We start from the raw sequence: 17,109 nt of genomic DNA, 5'->3' as shown, positions 1-17,109 counted from the left end.
GGTCACAGTTTAGTGATACGGACAACGGCTGTTTTTCCGCCGTCGCTACCCAATATCACCACAAAAAATGTACCGCCCGCCTGATTGCCTAAATCCAGATCGGCCGCAAAAAAATTGGCCTCTCGTTGCATTACTTTTTCGGCTACTGTCTGGCCGGTAGCCGTTACGAGCCGGGCTGTGGGTAGCTGCTGCCGGGGCTGAATGGGAAGCCGAACCGTGACCCGCTGCGTAGTGGGGTTGGGGAAGGCTTCGATGCCCGTAGCGAGCGGGTCATCCGTGGCCAGAATTGTAACGAGCACCTCGTTGGAAACTACCTCTCCACAGCCGTTCACATTGCCCCGAACCGCGTACCGGCCCGTTTGGGTAGCCGTTAGCGTTTGGCTGGTAGCCCCTGTAATCGGAATACCGTTGAGGAGCCACTGGTTGCTGATGGTGGCGTCGGAACGGAGCACAAGCCCGTCGAGCTGAACGGTGGGTGCCTGCGACTCCCGGAGGTTCACCTGAATACTGCTCGAACTGGTGGGTACGCAATTGTTGGCTACCCGCACCGAGTAAGCGCCCTCGCCCGTGGCCCGGAAGGTGGCGCTCGTAGCTCCATTAACGGGTTGTCCGTTGACCAGCCACTGGTACGTCAGCACACCGGTTGCAGTAGCCTGCAACGTAACCCCGGCACCCCGGCAAATAGTGGTGGAGCCATCGGCGGTGAGGTTCACAACGGGGAGTTGCCCCGTTGACGTGGTCACGGCTACCCGCGCCGGGGCCGGGCAGTCGAGCGAGCGCACCCGGAGGTTGTACAGGTAATACCAGGCATTGGTGAGCGTATCGGTTTGGCCCGTAGAGGCATTGTCGAACAACGACCCCCGGATGCTGACGATGGGCTCGCCCGAGGCCGTCCGAATCTGGTACGGGAAGCCCGCAACGCCCACATTACTCCGAAATATGGACACCCCGCCTTCGTACCCAATTGTGATTCGGTAGTCGCCTGCCTGCGGAATCCGCAGGTTGAGCGGGTACTCGGCACCGGTATCGTTTGGGTCGTCGACCAATTGGCCGCTGGCGTTGAGGGCGGTTAGGCTCGGGTTGCGGGTAGCCGTGACGTCGAGCGATACAGTCGACACGGCTACATCGTCGGACAGTCGCCGAACGGTAAACGTCAGCCGACCAGGAGCCGCCGTGTAAATCCGGGCGCTTTCGAGCAGAACAGGTACGCGGGTACTGATGAGGGGTGCCGGGCCAAAGTTACCGCTGTAGCTACCCCCGTTGAAGGCTGTTTTGGCAACCGGGCCAAGTTGTGCGTTTAGGCTGTTGACATCCACATAGTACACATTTTGGCGCTGGCGGGTCTGGGCAATGTTGTTTACTGCTAACAGGTTACCGCCCGTTGGGGCACTGTACCAGAATGCCGTACCCGCGCTGTTGTTACGCAGGGCCACGGTGGTATCGGTGCCGCAGACCGAAGCCGTAAACGCCGATACCGAGAGGGGGGCACCGGTGGTTATGGTGCGAGTTTCGGTCACGAGGTTGTTGATCGGATTCTGGTCGACAGTGAGCGAGGTGGTAGCCGTGATCCGGTAGCTTGCCGAGTTGCCTGTGCCCGGAAAAGACCGGAATGGTATGTTGAGCAGACTCTCACGGAAACCGGACAGTACGGGTAAGGTGGCCTGTGCCGTAACGCTGCTGCCGGTAGCCGGGTCGGTCACGGTGACGTCGACAGGTACGTTTCGTTGGGTTTGCGACCCGAAGTTGCGCACCCGTACCGTAACCGATGGGGTACTATTAGAAGGGCAGTAGCTGGCGTCGGGTGTGACAATACCTGCCACGCCTACATCATTGACCGAGCGAATAATCCGAAGCAGATAATCCTGCGTTTCGCCCCGGCTGTAGCTGCCGCAGGGAGCAATAGTGCCGAAGGAGCCGATTTCACTCATAACAACGCGTACCCGTACCAGTTGGTCGAGACTGACCGATGGAGGCACTTGTAGCGTAGTGGCAAACGTACCCGTGTTGCTGAATATGTCTGATGTAGTCAGTGTATCGCCGGGGTCGGTAAACAGGCCGTTGTTATTCCAGTCGGCAAAAACCCGTACGGCTGCCACGCGGGCAACGGTGCCATTGCAGGTCCCAGCCGTTACTGAAAACGGCAGCGTTTGCCCTACTTGAACGGGGAGGCTGGTTTGGGTAAAATCCGAATACGACACGCAGCTTCCCGATGCGGTTCGGCTGAGTGTGCCTAGCTGAATGCCCTTAATCTGAAGTCCGTTGTCAGTTGAACCCGATGCGCAGTAGGCGGTTCCGCCTACGCCCGATGCCAGCAGGGCGTAATCTTGCTTACCATTGACGAGCGAGCTTTTGTGCGTTACCGTGATGGTGTACGACTGCCCCGGCACGGTATTTTGCACCACCACCTGCTCCACATTATCGCGGATATTATCACCCGTGGTGGCGGCTTGCGCCGGGCTGTCGGGGTTGAGCACCCACGGCAACGACGTTTGCCGACCGTCGGCGGTGGTGATGCGTAAATCGAGGTCGTTAACGAGCTTGGGCGTCCGGCTGTTGACATTAGCGGCCGTGAGGGTGGTAGCCGTCGCTTCGGGGTCGTGCCAGACAATGGTCACTGTGAGCGGCCCGCGCCCAGAGGCTACCACCGGTAAGCTGTAGGTTTGGTTGGGCAACAGGCTTTGCTCGCTCAGCAGGTGATTCTGGTCGGTATTGAGTAGCACCTGCGCGGCCCGCGCCGTGTTGAGTAACCCCCAGCCGAAGCGGTAGTCGGGGCCGGGGGCATCGCCCGCTTCGCTGGCGGTATGCAGCACCAGTCCTTTGAGGGTCGAGGCCCGCATAAACTCTCCTTTGTTGCGGCTGGCGTATAACTCCTGCAACAGCAACAGCGACCCGGTGGCATTGGGGGCCGACATGGAGGTGCCGCTCAGTACGGCATAGGCGCTGTCGTTACGGGAACTGTTCGACAGAATATCGACCCCTACGGCCGCAATGTCGGGTTTGATGCGCCCGTCGTCGGTGGGTCCCCAACTGCTGAAACTCGCAATCTGCACGTCTGACGGAATGTTGTAATCACCCAGAATATTCGAAACGGCCGCTACGGTCAGGATATTCTTGGCCGTGCTATTGGTCGAAATCTGGTCGTACCCGTTTTGGTCATTGCGAGGCTTAGTGCTGGTGGCGTTGCGGTGGTTAATCAGAACGTACGGTTGCCCATCACCGGGGCCATTGCTGCTGTGGCTGTTACCGGCCGATTTCACGAGCAGGTAGTACGGCGCGTTGTAAGCGATACGGTCCCAGTTGCGGGTGTTGGAGTCGTAAAAACCAAACTTGTAGTCTTCGCGCTCGCTGATGGTGGTATCACCATACCATTCCCATTTAATTGACCCCGAGCGACTGCTGTTGAAAAACCAGCCCCCCGTAAACCCATACGAGTGGTTCGAGACGAGGTATGTACCGGCGGCTTCGGCAATTTCGGTGTCGCCACTCGAAAAATCGTACGCTTTCAGGTTTGCCCCGAAGGCCATACCGCGCACCAGCGGGTTGCGGCCCTGAGCCACCAGCGTACCGGCTACGTGCGTGGCATGGTTATCGGTACCGGCCGGGTTATCCATTTGGGTAACGCGCCCCCCAAATTCAAGGTGTGAATTTCGAACCCGGCCGCCGTCCCAGATGGCCAGTCGATCACGCACGTTGGGGCTGCTGCCCGAGAGTGACAGGCCCAGTCCCCCGCCCGTGTACAGGTCGGAGGTGCGTGTGGTACTGGCCGCCCGGATGTTGTTGTACGTGTGTTCGTAGAGCAGGTTGCCCCGTTCATCGAGGCCCCACAGTTGTTGGACCGTACCGTCGGGTTGGGTTACTCGAACCGGACGCCCCAATAGCTGGGCCTTTTCGACAGCCTGATTGTAGTTTGTTTGCCGAAACTCCCGAACCGCCTGCTGGGTGGCCGTCTGCTGGCGGAGTTGTGAAGCCGTATATTGGGGAAGCGGTTGGGCCCAGGAAGGCCGAATGACCACAGCTAACAGCGCAGTTGTGGCAATCCAAAAGTAGCGGTACGTCATCGGTTTAAGTAAGGCATCCCTTCATAGGGTAGGATGCGTTTAAAAAAAGCTAGCCAATATAATACGCCTGTACGATTAAATAATAGGTAGGGTTGCAGCGACCGAATATTTCCCGCAAAGACATAAAGAAATAATTTAGAAGTATTTAGGTCGTTCGGTTTAGTATAGTCCGATACGTTGGCTATTTTCGTTTTACTTACTCAACCGTTGACGTGCCATGAAGATACAAGCGCCCTATTTCGCCCGCCGAATCGTACACGGCATTGCCATTCTGCTTTTGCTCGGAGGCTGGACATCGAGTCGTAATGCCGACCTGATTCTGGGGAGTTGGCTGTTCCCGGCTCGCCAGTCGACTATTGAGGTGTACCGGGAAAATGGCCAGTATTTCGGCCGTCTTGTGGAGGTAGGAGCCGCGTACCAGCACAAGCTATCCGGTAATCGGCTGTTGTTTACCAACCTCACCTTCAATGGGAAAGAATGGAATGGCGGCAAGCTGATTCACCCATCGAGCGGCACCCAGTACGATGTGGCGATTCAGCTCACTAACCCGTACACCCTCAATGTGACGGTCTACAAGGGTCTCCGGTGTTTTCAGAAAAACTACCAGCTTGTCCGAAAGTAAAACGAGCGACCATTGGGGCCGCTCGTGCAAATTTGCTGATAAAGTAAGCTTGGTTCTGTAAGCTGGGCTACCTAATGGTGCCCCTGCTTTGGTTAGTCGACACAGGAAGCGGCCAACTCGTTGAACAGCCGACCTGCTTCCGGGTAGTTACCCGACCAGTAGGCCTGCTCACCGAGCGTGTACCGGACATTGTCCATTTCCTCAACCAGCAGGTGCCGGAACCACGACAATTCGATCACCCGACCATCGTACGTAGGGGTCTGGTTTTTAAGCCAGTTGCCCACGCGCTCACAGGCCGACCCCGCCGGAATTTGTCCGTGCGCCAACAAACTCTCCTGACCTTGTTCAATGGCCTTCGCCACTTGCCGAAGCCCCGCCCCGATAAAAGCGCGCAGACTGCTTTCGGTCACAACATCCGTATAGGTCGTCATAATCCGTTCTGTTGAAAAAGAGGTTGGTGTCATAGCCGTAATGAGTTGAAATTCGTGCGATGTCATTGTGCCAGCAAGTTTACAAAGCGAATTTTGAATAGAAAAGCGAATATTCGCAAACGGCCAAAAATTCTCCAGATTATGTACTGAAAATGGGCAAACCGCGTGGATTATAGTAAGTTTGGCCTTGGGTCTTCTCTATGCAGTATGGATTTTAGTTCGGATAGTATTCGTATCCTCTTTGGTTTAAAGCTCCGGCAGCTCCGGCTCGACAAAGGCTTAACGCAGTACGACCTGGCCGATTTGTCGGGCGTGTCGGTGTCGTACATCAACGAGATCGAAAAAGGCAAGAAGTACCCCAAAACCGACAAGATTATTGCTCTGGCGGGGGCTATGGGCGTTACGTACGATGCCCTTGTGTCGGTGCAGTTGAGTAAGCGGATGGAGCCGATCTACAATCTGCTGCGCTCCAACGTACTACGCGACCTGCCCTTGAGCATGTTCGGCATTGAACCCGCCGACCTGCTCGAACTGCTGGCCAACGCGCCAACCAAACTGAGTGCGTTTATCAGCACGATCATGGAAATCGGGCGGCAGTACAACCTGAGCGTCGAGGAGTTTTACTTCGCCGTCGTTCGGACGTACATTGAAATGCACGAGAACTATTTTGCCGACATTGAGCAGGCGGCCGATGCGTTTCTGGCGCAGGTGAGCCCCGATCCGGCTTTTGTGCTCAACGAGTCGTTTTTGAGTCAGTACCTGCACGAGTGCCACGGCTACACCGTTGAGTTGTTCAGCGAGGAGAGCCACCCGCACCTGAATAGTTTGCGGTCGGTGCTACTGCCGGCCGAAAAGAAACTCCTCCTTAATCAGGTTCTGACGGCCGATCAGCGTGCCTTTACGCTCGGCCGGGAGGTGGGCTTTCTGCAGCTCGAGAGTAAGGAGCGCCCGCTTACTTCGTCGTGGGTGGAGGTGCAGTCGTTCGATCAGGTGCTGACTAACTTCCGGGCTTCGTACTTTGCCGGGGCCATTCTGATGCGTCGGGACCGGGTGCTGCCCTTGCTCGAAAACTGGCTTAGCCTGCCCACCTGGGCCGAGGCCGCCGTGGCGTTGGAGCATATGCTCGATCAGCTACAGGCCACGCCCGAAACCCTGCTGCACCGGATCAGTAATTTTCTGCCCCACTACTTTGGCATCGATCAGTTGTTTTTTCTCCGCTTCGAGCATGAGCCGGGCGACGAAACGCCGGGCGACGAAACCTTCAACCTGACCAAAGAAATGCACCTGTCGCGGTTGCACAATCCGCACGGGATTACGGGCGAACACTACTGCCGCCGGTGGATTTCGCTCAAGATGCTCACCGAACTGGCCGATGCCCAGCAGCAGGGCCCTGTGGATAAGCCGCTGTTGCGGGCGCAAATCTCGACCTACATCGATTCGCACAATAGCTATTTTGTGTTTGGGCTGGCGCGTCCGCTCACACCTATCCGGGGGCTCAACCACAGCGTTTCGCTCGGTATTTTGCTCAACGAAACCAGCCTGAAACGGGTAAACTTTCTCAACGACCCGGCCATCAACCGGCGTCTGGTCAACGAATCGTGCGAGCGGTGCCGGGCGCTCGATTGCCAGGAGCGGTCGGCACCACCGATTCTGTTCCACAAACGGCAGCGCGTCGAAATGCTCAAGAGCGCCTTGCAGGACCTGGGTGTTCGGTAGATCGGCTTATTGTTTCTGGTTTATGGCGGTCGGCGCTACGGTTTCTGGTTTTGGTTTATTGTTTTTAGTGATCAGCGCTTCGGAAAGAAAATTTTATAACTCCGATTAAACCTGCACTTTATTTCCGAATCAAAGCCGAACACACGGTTTATCGTTTACATTTTTTGGGGCATCAGGCAGAAGTCGCTCTCAACGATTCTGGGGAGATTATGCAGCTACATAGCGAACAGAAAACTGTAAACAGAGAACTGTAAACCCCCTTTTTTAATGGAACAGATTCACGCACCCCAACGCCAGGCCGTGGCGCAGATGCGGCACCTGTTTAACCGGGCTGCTTTTGGTGCTACCCCCGCCGAACTGGATGCGGCCGCTCGTATGCCGCTCCGACGGGTAGTCAGAAAGCTCATCGACGATAGCCAGAAGGTGGAGCCTCTGGAGGTGGTAGCCCGTGAAGAATACGATTCCAAGAAGCAGCTAAAAGGACTCCTGCGTAACGGTATGCTCGACCGCGACGCCCTGCGGACGCGTATCCGCGAAAATGCCGAACTGGTGCGCGATCTTAACGTGCAGTGGCTCGACCGGATGGTGGCCGACAAAGGAGCCCTGCGCGAAAAAATGGCCTTGTTCTGGCACGGCCATTTTGCGGTGCGGGCGCAGGGGCGCAACGCGCTCGTCATGCAGGATTACGCCAACGTCATTCGGCAGCACGCCCTCGGTTCGTTTGGCGACCTACTCATGGCCGTTTCCAAAACGCCCGCCATGCTTCAGTTTCTGAACAATCAGCAGAACCGAAAAAATGCCCCCAACGAAAACTTTGCCCGTGAGCTGATGGAGCTGTTTACGCTTGGACGCGGGTCGTCGGCGGGGGTTAATTACACCGAACACGACATTAAAGAGGCTGCCCGGGCGTTTACGGGCTGGCAGTTTACGCTTGAAGGGCAGTTTGTGTTTCGGGAGCGCGTACACGACGACGGCCCGAAGACTATTTTCGGAAAAACAGGCGCGTTCAAAGGCGAAGATGTGATCGGAATGCTGCTCGAACGACGCGAAACGGCCCGGTTCGTGGTCGATAAATTGTACCGGTACTTTGTCAATGAAACCCCCGACCCGGCGCGTGTGACCGACCTGGCCGAGCAGTTCTACCGCAGCGGCTACCAGATTGCCAATCTGATGGAGACGATTTTTTCGGCCAGCTGGTTTTACGACAAAGCCAATCTGGGTGCGCAAATCAAGTCGCCGGTTGAGTTGCTGGCTGGTATGCGGCACACGCTGGGGGTTACGTTCGATGCGCCACAGCCGCAGGTATTTGTGCAGCGTACCCTCGGTCAGATTCTCTTTTACCCACCTAACGTAGCGGGCTGGCCCGGCGGCCGCAATTGGATCGATTCATCGAGCCTGCTTTTCCGCATGAAGTTGCCCGACTACGTGTTGCGGGCCGCGGAGGTCAATGTTCGTTCGAAAGACGAAGCCGACGTGAACGCAACGCTACTGGCCCGTAAAGGAGCAAATCAGTTTGCTACCAAAGTTGACTGGGCTGGTTTTGAAAAGCCCTTTGCCCGCGTGGCCGAGGCTGACCTGCCCGATGCTCTGGCCACCTACCTGCTTCCCCTGCCGCTCCGCCCCGAACAACGTGATCTGTTGCTTAAGCAACTCAAGCCGGGACAGGATACCTCCGAGAAACTCAAAACTCTGACGGCTGCCATTATGGCATTGCCTGAGTATCAGCTTAGTTAATGAATAATGGATAATGTGGAATGAATAATGGATAATGCCGGATTGAGAGTTTGTGAGCTGTACACAATCACTCATTGCTGTTCGCAGCCCACACCCAATCACTCATTCGCTCAATCGCCCAATCTTTTTCTCCCATGCCTACTCGTCGCGACTTTCTGCAAAAATCAGCACTGACCACGGCCGGGTCGTTGCTGATCCCCAACTTTCTGAAGGCCTACGAACTGGACCGGATGGGGCTACCCCCGACGGGTCAAAAAATTGTGGTGGTGGTTCAGCTATCGGGTGGTAACGACGGTCTGAACACCGTGGTGCCGTACCGAAACGATATTTACTACCGGGAGCGCCCTACCATTGCCATTCGACCCGAAAAAGTACTGACCCTGACCGACGAGCTGGGCCTGAACCCAGCCCTGGAAGCCATTCGGCCTTTGTACGACGACGGGCAGATGACCATTATCAACAACGTGGGCTATCCCAACCCCGACCGTTCACATTTTCGGTCAATGGACATCTGGCATACTGCGAGTGACTCCAACCAGTACGTAAACACAGGTTGGGTGGGCCGGTATCTGGACGCGCAATGCAAGGGCGCCCCGTCGGCCCGGGCTGGTGTGCCGTACCGGGCCCTGGAGGTCGACGATACCCTGAGCCTCTCGATGAAGGGTGATGCCGTGAATGGCCTTGCCGTACTCGACCCCAAAAAGCTGTACAACCAAACCCGGAGTGGCCTCGTGAAAGGGTTGAGTGCCGCCACGCCAGCTTCCACGCCCGAACACGATCAGGTAGCGTACCTGTACAAAACACTGGCCGAGACCGTGTCGTCGGCCGAGCACGTGTACGATAAAGCCAAAACCGTGTCGACCCCAAAATTGTATCCCGCCAGTGAGCTGGGCAGCCGTTTAAAAACCGTGTCGGAGCTGATTCAGTCGGGCCTTGAAACCAGCGTGTACTACGTTTCTATCGGGAGCTTCGATACGCATATCAACCAGCCGGGGCAGCAGGAGCGGTTGCTACGCCAGTACGCCGAAGCGGTTCGGGCGTTTATGGACGATATGAAGCGGGCCGGGCGCACGCAGGACGTGTTACTGATGACGTTTTCGGAGTTCGGGCGTCGGGTCAAGCAAAACGCCAGTAACGGCACCGATCACGGCACGGCGAGTAATGTGCTGTTGTTTGGAGGGAACGGAGCTGGGCCGGCAACCGGGTCGCGGGTGATCAACGCGGCACCCAACCTGACCGACCTCGACGAAGGGGATTTGAAGTACACTGTCGACTTCCGAAGCATCTACGCAACCCTACTCCGCGATTGGCTCAAAGCCGACGACGAGGCTATTCTGGGCCGCCGGTTTGATCGGCTGCCGATTGTGTAGCCGAATAGCGCATTGCGGTTGTTTGTACAAAAAAAGGTGCTTTATTTGGTGTGGTTCTGCCGACAATGAAAACGTCGCACGCTTTACGAATCGCCCACCATGCCCAACGAACTTGTACACCGTACCATACCTCAGATTGTGCCTTACCTGGACGAACAGGACGCGGCTGCTGTGTTGCAAACCCTTCAGAACAACTGGATTACCGAGGGACCGCAGTCGGCTTTGTTTGTCGATGCACTCCGGCAGTTGATTGACGTTCCTTACGGGGTGCTTGCCCCCAACGGGACAATGGCCCTGAGTCTGGGCTTGATGGCTCTCGGAATCGGCCCCGGCGATGAGGTACTCGTGCCCGACATCACCTTTGCCGGCTCCGCCACAGCGGTACTGATGGTGGGGGCCATGCCGGTCTTTGTGGAGGTCGAGCCAGATACGTTTCAAATTGATATGGACCGGGCAGCCGAGGGGTTGTCGGCCCGTACCCGCGCCATCATGCCCGTTCACCTGTACGGCACTGCCTGCGATATGGAGGCCGTTGACCGGTTTGCCCGGCAGCACGGCCTGTTTGTGATCGAAGATGCGGCTCAGGGCATTGGGGTTCGGCACCGGGGCAAACACGTAGGCAGCTTTGGCGACGTGGGTTGCTTCTCGTTTTTTGCCGACAAAACCATCACCACGGGCGAGGGGGGCTTTGTGGCCTGCCGCGACGAAGCGCTCTATCAGCGGTTGTGTTTGCTGCGCAATCAGGGGCGCATGGAGCGGGGCTCGTTTGTGCATCCGGCTGTTGGTTTCAACTTTCGGATGACTGACATGCAGGCGGCTATTGGCGTGAGTCAGCTGCGGAAATTAGACGATATTATTGGCTGGAAACAATTGCTCTGGAGTGTTTACGAAGAGGGGCTGAGTGATTTAACCGAGATTCGGGTGGTGGGTGCTGCCCCGCATAGTACGCACGTGCCGTTTCGATGCGTACTCATAGCCGAGCGGGCGGATGAACTACAGGCGTTTCTGGCCGAGCACGGCGTACAGACCCGATCGTTTTTCTACCCACTGCATCGGCAACCCTGTTTTACGCCCGAAAATTCGCGTACGCTACCCGCCCGGCCGGGGGCATCTACAGCCTACGCTCATGCCGACTACGGTTTCGAGCGGGGGCTCTGCCTGCCTTTGTACCCGACTTTGGGTATCGACAATGTGCAGTACATGGTTCGGAAAATACGTAGCTTCTACCGGCCTGCGACTACGATTTAGCCCAATAGGCCCGTGACCCGGCGTTGACCCCGGTCCTCTACCCTCGAATTGTCGTGTACGGCGATAAATTACCGTTCATGATTACCCTGTTTTGGCTGATTCTCCGTTATTTCGCATAGAGTACCTGTATGCAAGGGCTTTCTTGATTGAATGGTAGGAATAATAATGGGAAGCATCTCCGACCGGAAGGTGATGCAGGAGGCCGCCGATGCGCTCGATTCGCTCGGGGTTCAGTGGGAAATGGACATTGTATCGGCGCATCGGACGCCCGAAAAAATGGTCGAGTATGGTAAATCGGCCCGCAGCCGGGGAATTCAGGTGATTATTGCGGGTGCGGGCGGAGCGGCTCACCTGCCAGGAATGGTAGCCTCGCTCACTACGTTGCCCGTGATTGGGGTGCCGGTCAAATCAAGCAATTCGATTGATGGATGGGATTCGGTTCTGTCGATTCTGCAAATGCCATCGGGCGTACCCGTGGCTACAGTAGCCCTCAACGGGGCGCGCAATGCCGGTATTCTGGCGGCTCAGATCGTGAGCCTCACCGATCCGGCCGTGGCTACCCGGCTCGATCAATTCAAGGACGAACTGAAGAGTAAGGTAGACGAAATGAGCCGCGAGCTGGCCAACGGTATTTCCTGAGTGACTCGCTAACTCCGTTCGTTGACTATATACCACAAACGTTTTAAGAAAATGCAAGCTAACAATACACGAAACGGTCAGGGAAGCTCCACGCTGCCGACCATCACACTGACAGTGCTGGTGGCTATGATTGCGGCTTTGCTGTACGTGGGTTACGAGTATGTAGCTGACAATACGGGCGGGGCCGAAGAACTGACCAATGTGGCTCTCGACACCACCACCCAATCGCTGGCGGGGCAGGGCGACCCCGAGTTTATTACGCCCCTCGATACCCTGACCGACACAACGGCCACGCCTACGCCCGTCGACCTGTCGCAGGCCCCGACTCCCGTTGAGGAACCCGCCAATGCGGCCGCTGTAGAAGATGTAGCCGCCGACAACCGCGAAAAAACCGAAGGGAAGCCATCAGCCGAAGAGCTGAAAAAGGCCGAACCGGCCACGGAGTCGCCTAAAGTTGAACCCGAAGCGGCCAAGCCCGTTGAAAAGGTAGCCGTGAAACCGGGCGGGTCGTCGTCGACACACACGGTACAATCGGGCGAAACGTTTTACGGGATTGCCAATCGGTACAACATGAAAATCAGTACCCTCAAAGAACTGAACCCGGATGTTTCGGAGGAGCAGGTAAAGTCGGGGGTGACAAAGCTGAGAGTGAAAGTGATGGCTGTACACACGGTTGGCCCCGGCGATGTATTGCGGGTAGTGGCCCAAAAATACGGGGTTAGCAAAGAAGCGATCATGCGGGCCAACGGCAAGTCGAAAGACATGGCCACCCGGGGCGAACGACTCGTGATTCCGTACCCCGAAAAACAGTAAGCTATTTGCGTTCGTAGGCGAGACCGATGGTCCAGCGCAGGTCGTTGCGGAGCCGCCCCGGCACCACAATGCTCTCGTACGAGTTGGCGAGTGTGGTACGGAGGCTCAAGGCATCGGTCATCTTGACCTGTACCGTGGCCGTGCCGTTCCAACGCATATTCCCTGTCTGGTTCAGTGCCGGTTGCCAGAATGTTGTGTGGCTAAACCGGATTGTTTCGCCCAGTTGATACTCACCAAACAATCGGGCTGAGTTTCGTAATACGCTGAAATCCTGCCCTTCAATAAAATCGGTACGTTCCAGAAGCAGCACGTTCGTGAGCGACAGGTAGGCTTTCTGCCGGTTGAGCAGTTTTAGACCGACGCCCCCGGCCGCAATCTGCCGGTTTTGAATTTTGCGCAGGTTGCTTTTCTCCAACGAGCCAAATGCCAGATAATACAGTTGTTTTTCGTGCCGGTACGTGGTTCGGAAGTCGGCAAACCACTCGCGCTCGTTGATCAGGGCATTCTGGCGTCCGTATACAAACGAGGGGTTACTCGAAAATTTAAACTGCTTGCTCACCGACAGGTCGAGGGCCGCCGTGAGTTGCAGCAAAAACCGGTTCACATTGCCCCGTGTGGCGGTGCCGTCGGCTGTGAGCCGATACCGCAACTGGCTGATGGGCGTCGGGATGGCCGGTTGAGCCTTCGGTAAACTGTCGCCCGCAACCTCGACCGAGTCGCGCGGGGCTGATTTGGCCGTATCAGGCCGGGCGGGTCGGAGAGGGTCGGGTTGTTCGGTGATTTGGGCAAACCCCAGCCGGGTAACTAAAAGAAAGCACAGGAGAATAGCGGGAAAACGAAACCACATACGATGAACCGGGTGATAAGCAAGTGAGCAGAATGGCCCTAAACTACTACGTCAACGCATGGCCCGCCCCGAATTGTTTACATTCGCATTTCGATGTCCCCAACCAAAACCATGAACACCACTAAACCCGTAACCCGCTGGGGTATTTTAGGGCTGGGCCGCATAGCTCACAAATTTGTACAGGACTTACTGACCATTGAAGGGGCTGAGCTGCATGCGGTGGCTGCTTCTGACCAGACCCGGGCCGAGGCTTTCGGGGCTCAGTACGGCGCAACGCACTGCTACGGGTCGTACGAGGAGTTGCTCTCCTGCCCCGACCTCGACGTGGTGTACATTGCCACGCGCCATGTGTACCACCATGCCAATACGCTGATGTTGCTGAACGCCGGTATTCCGGTGCTCTGCGAAAAACCGTTCGGTATGAATGCCGGGCAGGTTGCCGAGATGGTGCAAACCGCCCGCGAGCGCGGTGTTTTTCTGATGGAAGCCCTGTGGAGCCGGTTTATGCCGACCATTCTGAAAGCCAAAGAATGGGTCGATTCGGGGGCTATTGGTCCGGTTCGTATGGTGCGGGCCGACTTTGGTTTTGCGGCCAACAAAGACCCCGAAGGGCGGTTGTTCAACAAGGCGTTGGGGGGCGGCTCGCTGCTCGACATTGGCATTTATCCCCTGTTTTTGTCGTACCTGATGCTGGGCAAACCGGCGCATATCCGGGCAGCCGCTTCGTTTGGCTCGACAGGTGTGGATGAGCAGTGTGGTATGGCGCTCACCTATGCCGATGGCGCACTGGCCCTCCTCGATAGCACTATTCTGGTGAAGACTGATACCGTCGGTATTATTTACGGCGATCGGGGGACCATTCGGATCGAGGGGCGTTTCCACGAAAGTGCCACCGTATCGCTCGAACGGGAGGGTGAAGAACCGGAGGTATTCACCGCTTCACGAACCACCTTTGGGTACGAGTACGAGGCCCGGCACGTGATGCAGTGCCTCACCGAAGGCCGAACCGAAAGCCCCCTCTGGTCGCTCGACAACAGCCTCGATCTGATTAGCCTGCTTGATGCTGTACGTACCGAAGCCGGGATAAATTATTAGGGAAAAGGGAAAAGAAAGGAGGGGAGGAAAGGAGGAAAGGAACGCAAGCGTGGTTTTACCTTCCTCCCTTTTTCTTTCCTCCCTTCTCCTTTCCTCCTTCTTCCCTTTCCTCCCTATCTTTGCCCCATGACTGATCGTTATGCTCAGCGTGGGGTTTCTGCCGATAAGGAAGACGTTCACCGCGCCATTGCCCAGCTCGATAAGGGGTTGTTTCCCAAGGCCTTTTGTAAGATCGTACCCGATACACTGGCCGGCGACCCGGATTATTGCACTATCATGCACGCCGACGGGGCGGGTACCAAATCGTCGTTGGCGTACCTGTACTGGCGCGAAACGGGTGATCTGAGTGTTTGGCGCGGTATTGCGCAGGACGCCGTTGTGATGAATACCGACGACCTCATTTGTGTGGGCGCTACCGGCCCCATGCTGCTCTCTTCGACCATCGGACGGAATAAGAATCTGATTCCGGGTGAGGTGATTGCCGAAATCATCAACGGCACCGAAGAGGTGCTGGCGATGCTACGAGAGCATGGTATTGAAATTTACAGCACGGGTGGCGAAACCGCCGATGTGGGTGATCTGGTCCGAACTGTAATTGTTGACAGCACTGTGATTGCCCGGATGCGCCGGGATCAGGTTATCAGCAACGACCGTATTCAGCCCGGCGACGTGGTGGTGGGGCTGGCCTCGTTTGGGCAGGCCACCTACGAAACCGAGTACAACGGTGGCATGGGTAGCAACGGCCTGACCTCGGCCCGGCACGACGTACTGGCGCATTATCTGGCCGAGCGATACCCGGAAAGTTTTGACCCGGCCGTAGACCGGAGTCTGGTGTACAGCGGTAGCCGTGAGTTACAGTCGGCAGAGCCGGTTGGTAACGAGTCGGTGCCGGTGGGGAAACTGATTTTGTCGCCTACGCGGACGTACGCGCCTGTAGTGAAGCAGTTGCTCGACGAGTTGCGGCCCCATATTCACGGCATGGTGCATTGCTCAGGTGGGGCACAAACCAAGGTGCTGCACTTCATTGATAATCTGCATGTGATTAAAGATAACCTCTTCCCGGTGCCGCCTTTGTTCCGGCTCATTCAGCAGGAAAGCGGTACCAGCTGGCAGGAGATGTACAAAGTTTTCAACATGGGGCACAGGCTGGAAGTGTACTTACCCGAGGAGTTTGCCGGGCAAGTGATAAGCGTAGCGCAGTCGTTTGGGATCGAAGCGCAGGTGATTGGGCGTGTAGAGGCTCACACGGGTAAGCGGGTGACCATCCGAAGTGAGGCCGGTGAATTTGTGTACTGATTTGTAAAAAACTACATAGAGTGTAGAAAGGCAGTGGGGCCGGTTTGGCCTTACTGCCTTTTTTTGTGCCCTCCATTGAATTGTCTACCTTTTTTGTAATTTGTCGCCTTATGCGACTGTATCTGCTCATAATCTGTTTGTTAACGGTGGGTCGGCTGCTGGCCCAGACGCCTTTTACGGCCCGTTGGTCGTTCGACGGGAATACGGCGGGCAGTAGTTCGTCGCCATACATATCTGTGGGCAATGCCGGGTTTGTTGGTGTTGCTCCTGCAAACTTTGGCCCCTATGTACCGGGGGTGGCGGGGCAGGCAATCAACGTGGATAACTGGTCGCCATCTATGTGCAACCGGGCGGAGTACGTCTCGATAACGCTACAGCCCAACCAGGGTCAAACCATGACACTGAATCAACTCTCTTTTTACTTTTCGCGCTCGTTGGCAGGGCCGGTTACGGTAAGTGTTCGGTCGAGTGCCGATAATTTTGGGAACGACATCTATACGGGCACCGCTACCGAATCGTTTCAACAGGCAGTAGTTGGGCTCTCGGGCGGAGCATATGCCAATCAGAGCGGTCCGGTTACGTTTCGGATTTATGGTTGCCCACCGCAGGGGTCCGGAACCCTCCGGCTCGATGAACTGACCATTTCGGGCACTGTAACCGTTACGCCGTTGCCGGTGTCACTCCTGTATTTTCGGGCGCAGGCCCTGCCCGACAATCGCGTGCAACTTAGCTGGGCTACCACCTGGGAACGCGACGCCGACCGATTCGAGATTCAGCGGAGCCGAACATTGGCCGAGTTTGGTACAGTCGGGCAACTGCCCGCACGAGGCACTACCGACGCCCGGCAATTCTACACCTTCACCGACGATTGGCCCGATGCGGGCACGACCTACTACCGGCTCCGGCAAGTGGACCGCAACGGTACGGCGCACCTCTCCGAGATAGTGGCTGTGGTGCTCGACGACCGCACGCCCTCGCTCGTTGTCCTCGATACAGGCGGGCCGGGCATTATAGCCCTCAAAGGCCGGAATCTGGGCGGGGCTGTGTGGTCGGTGTGGTCTGCTGCGGGGGTGCCGGTACCGGTTACGGCTCGTTCCGGTCCCGATGGCCGTACTGAGCTATCCGGTTTATTCGGAGGGGGCGTGTACCTGATTCGGGCCGACGGGGCTGATTGGCGATTGACGCAACGGGTTTGGGTGCGGTAAATTTTACCAAAAAGGGCGTACCAACCCGACGGCTG

The 17,109-nt window shown here is 56.7% G+C and carries 13 protein-coding genes; 10 read left to right on the top strand and 3 right to left on the bottom strand.

Annotated elements, in window-relative coordinates; translation table 11 throughout:
- Positions 1-2: 2 nt before the first annotated feature.
- Positions 3-4,058: a S8 family serine peptidase gene (locus tag F5984_RS06965; RefSeq protein WP_152123532.1), complete on the bottom strand. Its 4,056-nt coding sequence runs from the start codon at positions 4,056-4,058 to the stop codon at positions 3-5.
- Positions 4,059-4,275: 217 nt separating this feature from the next.
- On the opposite strand from F5984_RS06965, the gene F5984_RS06960 reads away from it, so the two are divergent.
- On the top strand, positions 4,276-4,680 hold the full coding sequence (locus F5984_RS06960; RefSeq protein WP_152123531.1) for a DUF2147 domain-containing protein: 405 nt from the start codon (positions 4,276-4,278) through the stop codon (positions 4,678-4,680).
- A gap of 92 nt (positions 4,681-4,772) precedes the next feature.
- Here F5984_RS06960 and F5984_RS06955 read toward each other — a convergent pair whose 3' ends face one another.
- Entirely contained in the window at positions 4,773-5,111 is a 339-nt protein-coding gene (locus tag F5984_RS06955; RefSeq protein WP_152123530.1) for a hypothetical protein, read from the bottom strand.
- A 207-nt stretch (positions 5,112-5,318) separates the two neighbouring features.
- Here F5984_RS06955 and F5984_RS06950 point away from each other — a divergent pair, with 207 nt between their 5' ends.
- The 6 genes from F5984_RS06950 (at position 5,319) to F5984_RS06925 (ending at position 12,631) form a co-directional block, all read left to right on the top strand.
- A complete protein-coding gene (locus tag F5984_RS06950; protein ID WP_152123529.1) occupies positions 5,319-6,827 on the top strand; it encodes a helix-turn-helix domain-containing protein in 1,509 nt (502 codons plus the stop codon).
- 267 nt (positions 6,828-7,094) lie between these two features.
- Positions 7,095-8,561, top strand: coding sequence for a DUF1800 domain-containing protein (locus tag F5984_RS06945; protein ID WP_152123528.1), 1,467 nt, complete (start codon positions 7,095-7,097; stop codon positions 8,559-8,561).
- Positions 8,562-8,695: 134 nt separating this feature from the next.
- Positions 8,696-9,931, top strand: coding sequence for a DUF1501 domain-containing protein (locus tag F5984_RS06940; protein WP_152123527.1), 1,236 nt, complete (start codon positions 8,696-8,698; stop codon positions 9,929-9,931).
- A 99-nt stretch (positions 9,932-10,030) separates the two neighbouring features.
- The gene (locus F5984_RS06935; protein ID WP_152123526.1) at positions 10,031-11,179 is read left to right on the top strand and encodes a DegT/DnrJ/EryC1/StrS family aminotransferase; all 1,149 of its coding nucleotides are present in this window, start codon (positions 10,031-10,033) and stop codon (positions 11,177-11,179) included.
- Between the two features lie 150 nt (positions 11,180-11,329).
- Entirely contained in the window at positions 11,330-11,818 is a 489-nt protein-coding gene (gene purE, locus F5984_RS06930; protein WP_152123525.1) for a 5-(carboxyamino)imidazole ribonucleotide mutase, read from the top strand.
- Positions 11,819-11,869: 51 nt separating this feature from the next.
- Positions 11,870-12,631 (top strand): LysM peptidoglycan-binding domain-containing protein, encoded by a 762-nt coding sequence (locus F5984_RS06925; protein WP_152123524.1) that lies wholly within the window; start codon positions 11,870-11,872, stop codon positions 12,629-12,631.
- Between the two features lies 1 nt (position 12,632).
- Here the strand turns inward: F5984_RS06925 and F5984_RS06920 are convergent, their stop codons facing one another.
- A complete protein-coding gene (locus F5984_RS06920) occupies positions 12,633-13,478 on the bottom strand; it encodes a DUF481 domain-containing protein (protein WP_152123523.1) in 846 nt (281 codons plus the stop codon).
- Between the two features lie 111 nt (positions 13,479-13,589).
- Here F5984_RS06920 and F5984_RS06915 point away from each other — a divergent pair, with 111 nt between their 5' ends.
- The 3 genes from F5984_RS06915 to F5984_RS06905 all read left to right on the top strand — a co-directional run bounded on the left by F5984_RS06915 (position 13,590) and on the right by F5984_RS06905 (position 17,074).
- Positions 13,590-14,573 carry a Gfo/Idh/MocA family protein gene (locus tag F5984_RS06915; protein ID WP_152123522.1) on the top strand — a complete coding sequence of 328 codons (984 nt, stop codon included), beginning with the start codon at positions 13,590-13,592 and terminating at the stop codon, positions 14,571-14,573.
- Between the two features lie 126 nt (positions 14,574-14,699).
- The gene (locus F5984_RS06910) at positions 14,700-15,869 is read left to right on the top strand and encodes an AIR synthase-related protein (RefSeq protein WP_152123521.1); all 1,170 of its coding nucleotides are present in this window, start codon (positions 14,700-14,702) and stop codon (positions 15,867-15,869) included.
- 110 nt (positions 15,870-15,979) lie between these two features.
- Positions 15,980-17,074, top strand: a complete 1,095-nt coding sequence (locus F5984_RS06905) for a hypothetical protein (RefSeq protein ID WP_152123520.1) — start codon at positions 15,980-15,982, stop codon at positions 17,072-17,074.
- The last annotated feature ends 35 nt before the right edge of the window (positions 17,075-17,109 follow it).

Source organism: Rudanella paleaurantiibacter (genome assembly GCF_009184635.1).
Lineage (GTDB): Bacteria > Bacteroidota > Bacteroidia > Cytophagales > Spirosomataceae > Rudanella > Rudanella paleaurantiibacter.
Note: the sequence above shows the minus strand (reverse complement) of the source record. Positions and strands in the feature narration are given on the sequence as shown.

Excerpts from the sequence above, each read along its gene's own strand:
- F5984_RS06965 (WP_152123532.1), bottom strand. The coding sequence starts at position 4,058 with ATGACGTACCGCTACTTTTGGATTGCCACAACTGCGCTGTTAGCTGTG.
- F5984_RS06960 (WP_152123531.1), top strand. The coding sequence starts at position 4,276 with ATGAAGATACAAGCGCCCTATTTCGCCCGCCGAATCGTACACGGCATT.
- F5984_RS06955 (WP_152123530.1), bottom strand. The coding sequence starts at position 5,111 with ATGACGACCTATACGGATGTTGTGACCGAAAGCAGTCTGCGCGCTTTT.
- F5984_RS06950 (WP_152123529.1), top strand. The coding sequence starts at position 5,319 with ATGGATTTTAGTTCGGATAGTATTCGTATCCTCTTTGGTTTAAAGCTC.
- F5984_RS06945 (WP_152123528.1), top strand. The coding sequence starts at position 7,095 with ATGGAACAGATTCACGCACCCCAACGCCAGGCCGTGGCGCAGATGCGG.
- F5984_RS06940 (WP_152123527.1), top strand. The coding sequence starts at position 8,696 with ATGCCTACTCGTCGCGACTTTCTGCAAAAATCAGCACTGACCACGGCC.
- F5984_RS06935 (WP_152123526.1), top strand. The coding sequence starts at position 10,031 with ATGCCCAACGAACTTGTACACCGTACCATACCTCAGATTGTGCCTTAC.
- purE (WP_152123525.1), top strand. The coding sequence starts at position 11,330 with ATGGTAGGAATAATAATGGGAAGCATCTCCGACCGGAAGGTGATGCAG.
- F5984_RS06925 (WP_152123524.1), top strand. The coding sequence starts at position 11,870 with ATGCAAGCTAACAATACACGAAACGGTCAGGGAAGCTCCACGCTGCCG.
- F5984_RS06920 (WP_152123523.1), bottom strand. The coding sequence starts at position 13,478 with ATGTGGTTTCGTTTTCCCGCTATTCTCCTGTGCTTTCTTTTAGTTACC.
- F5984_RS06915 (WP_152123522.1), top strand. The coding sequence starts at position 13,590 with ATGAACACCACTAAACCCGTAACCCGCTGGGGTATTTTAGGGCTGGGC.
- F5984_RS06910 (WP_152123521.1), top strand. The coding sequence starts at position 14,700 with ATGACTGATCGTTATGCTCAGCGTGGGGTTTCTGCCGATAAGGAAGAC.
- F5984_RS06905 (WP_152123520.1), top strand. The coding sequence starts at position 15,980 with ATGCGACTGTATCTGCTCATAATCTGTTTGTTAACGGTGGGTCGGCTG.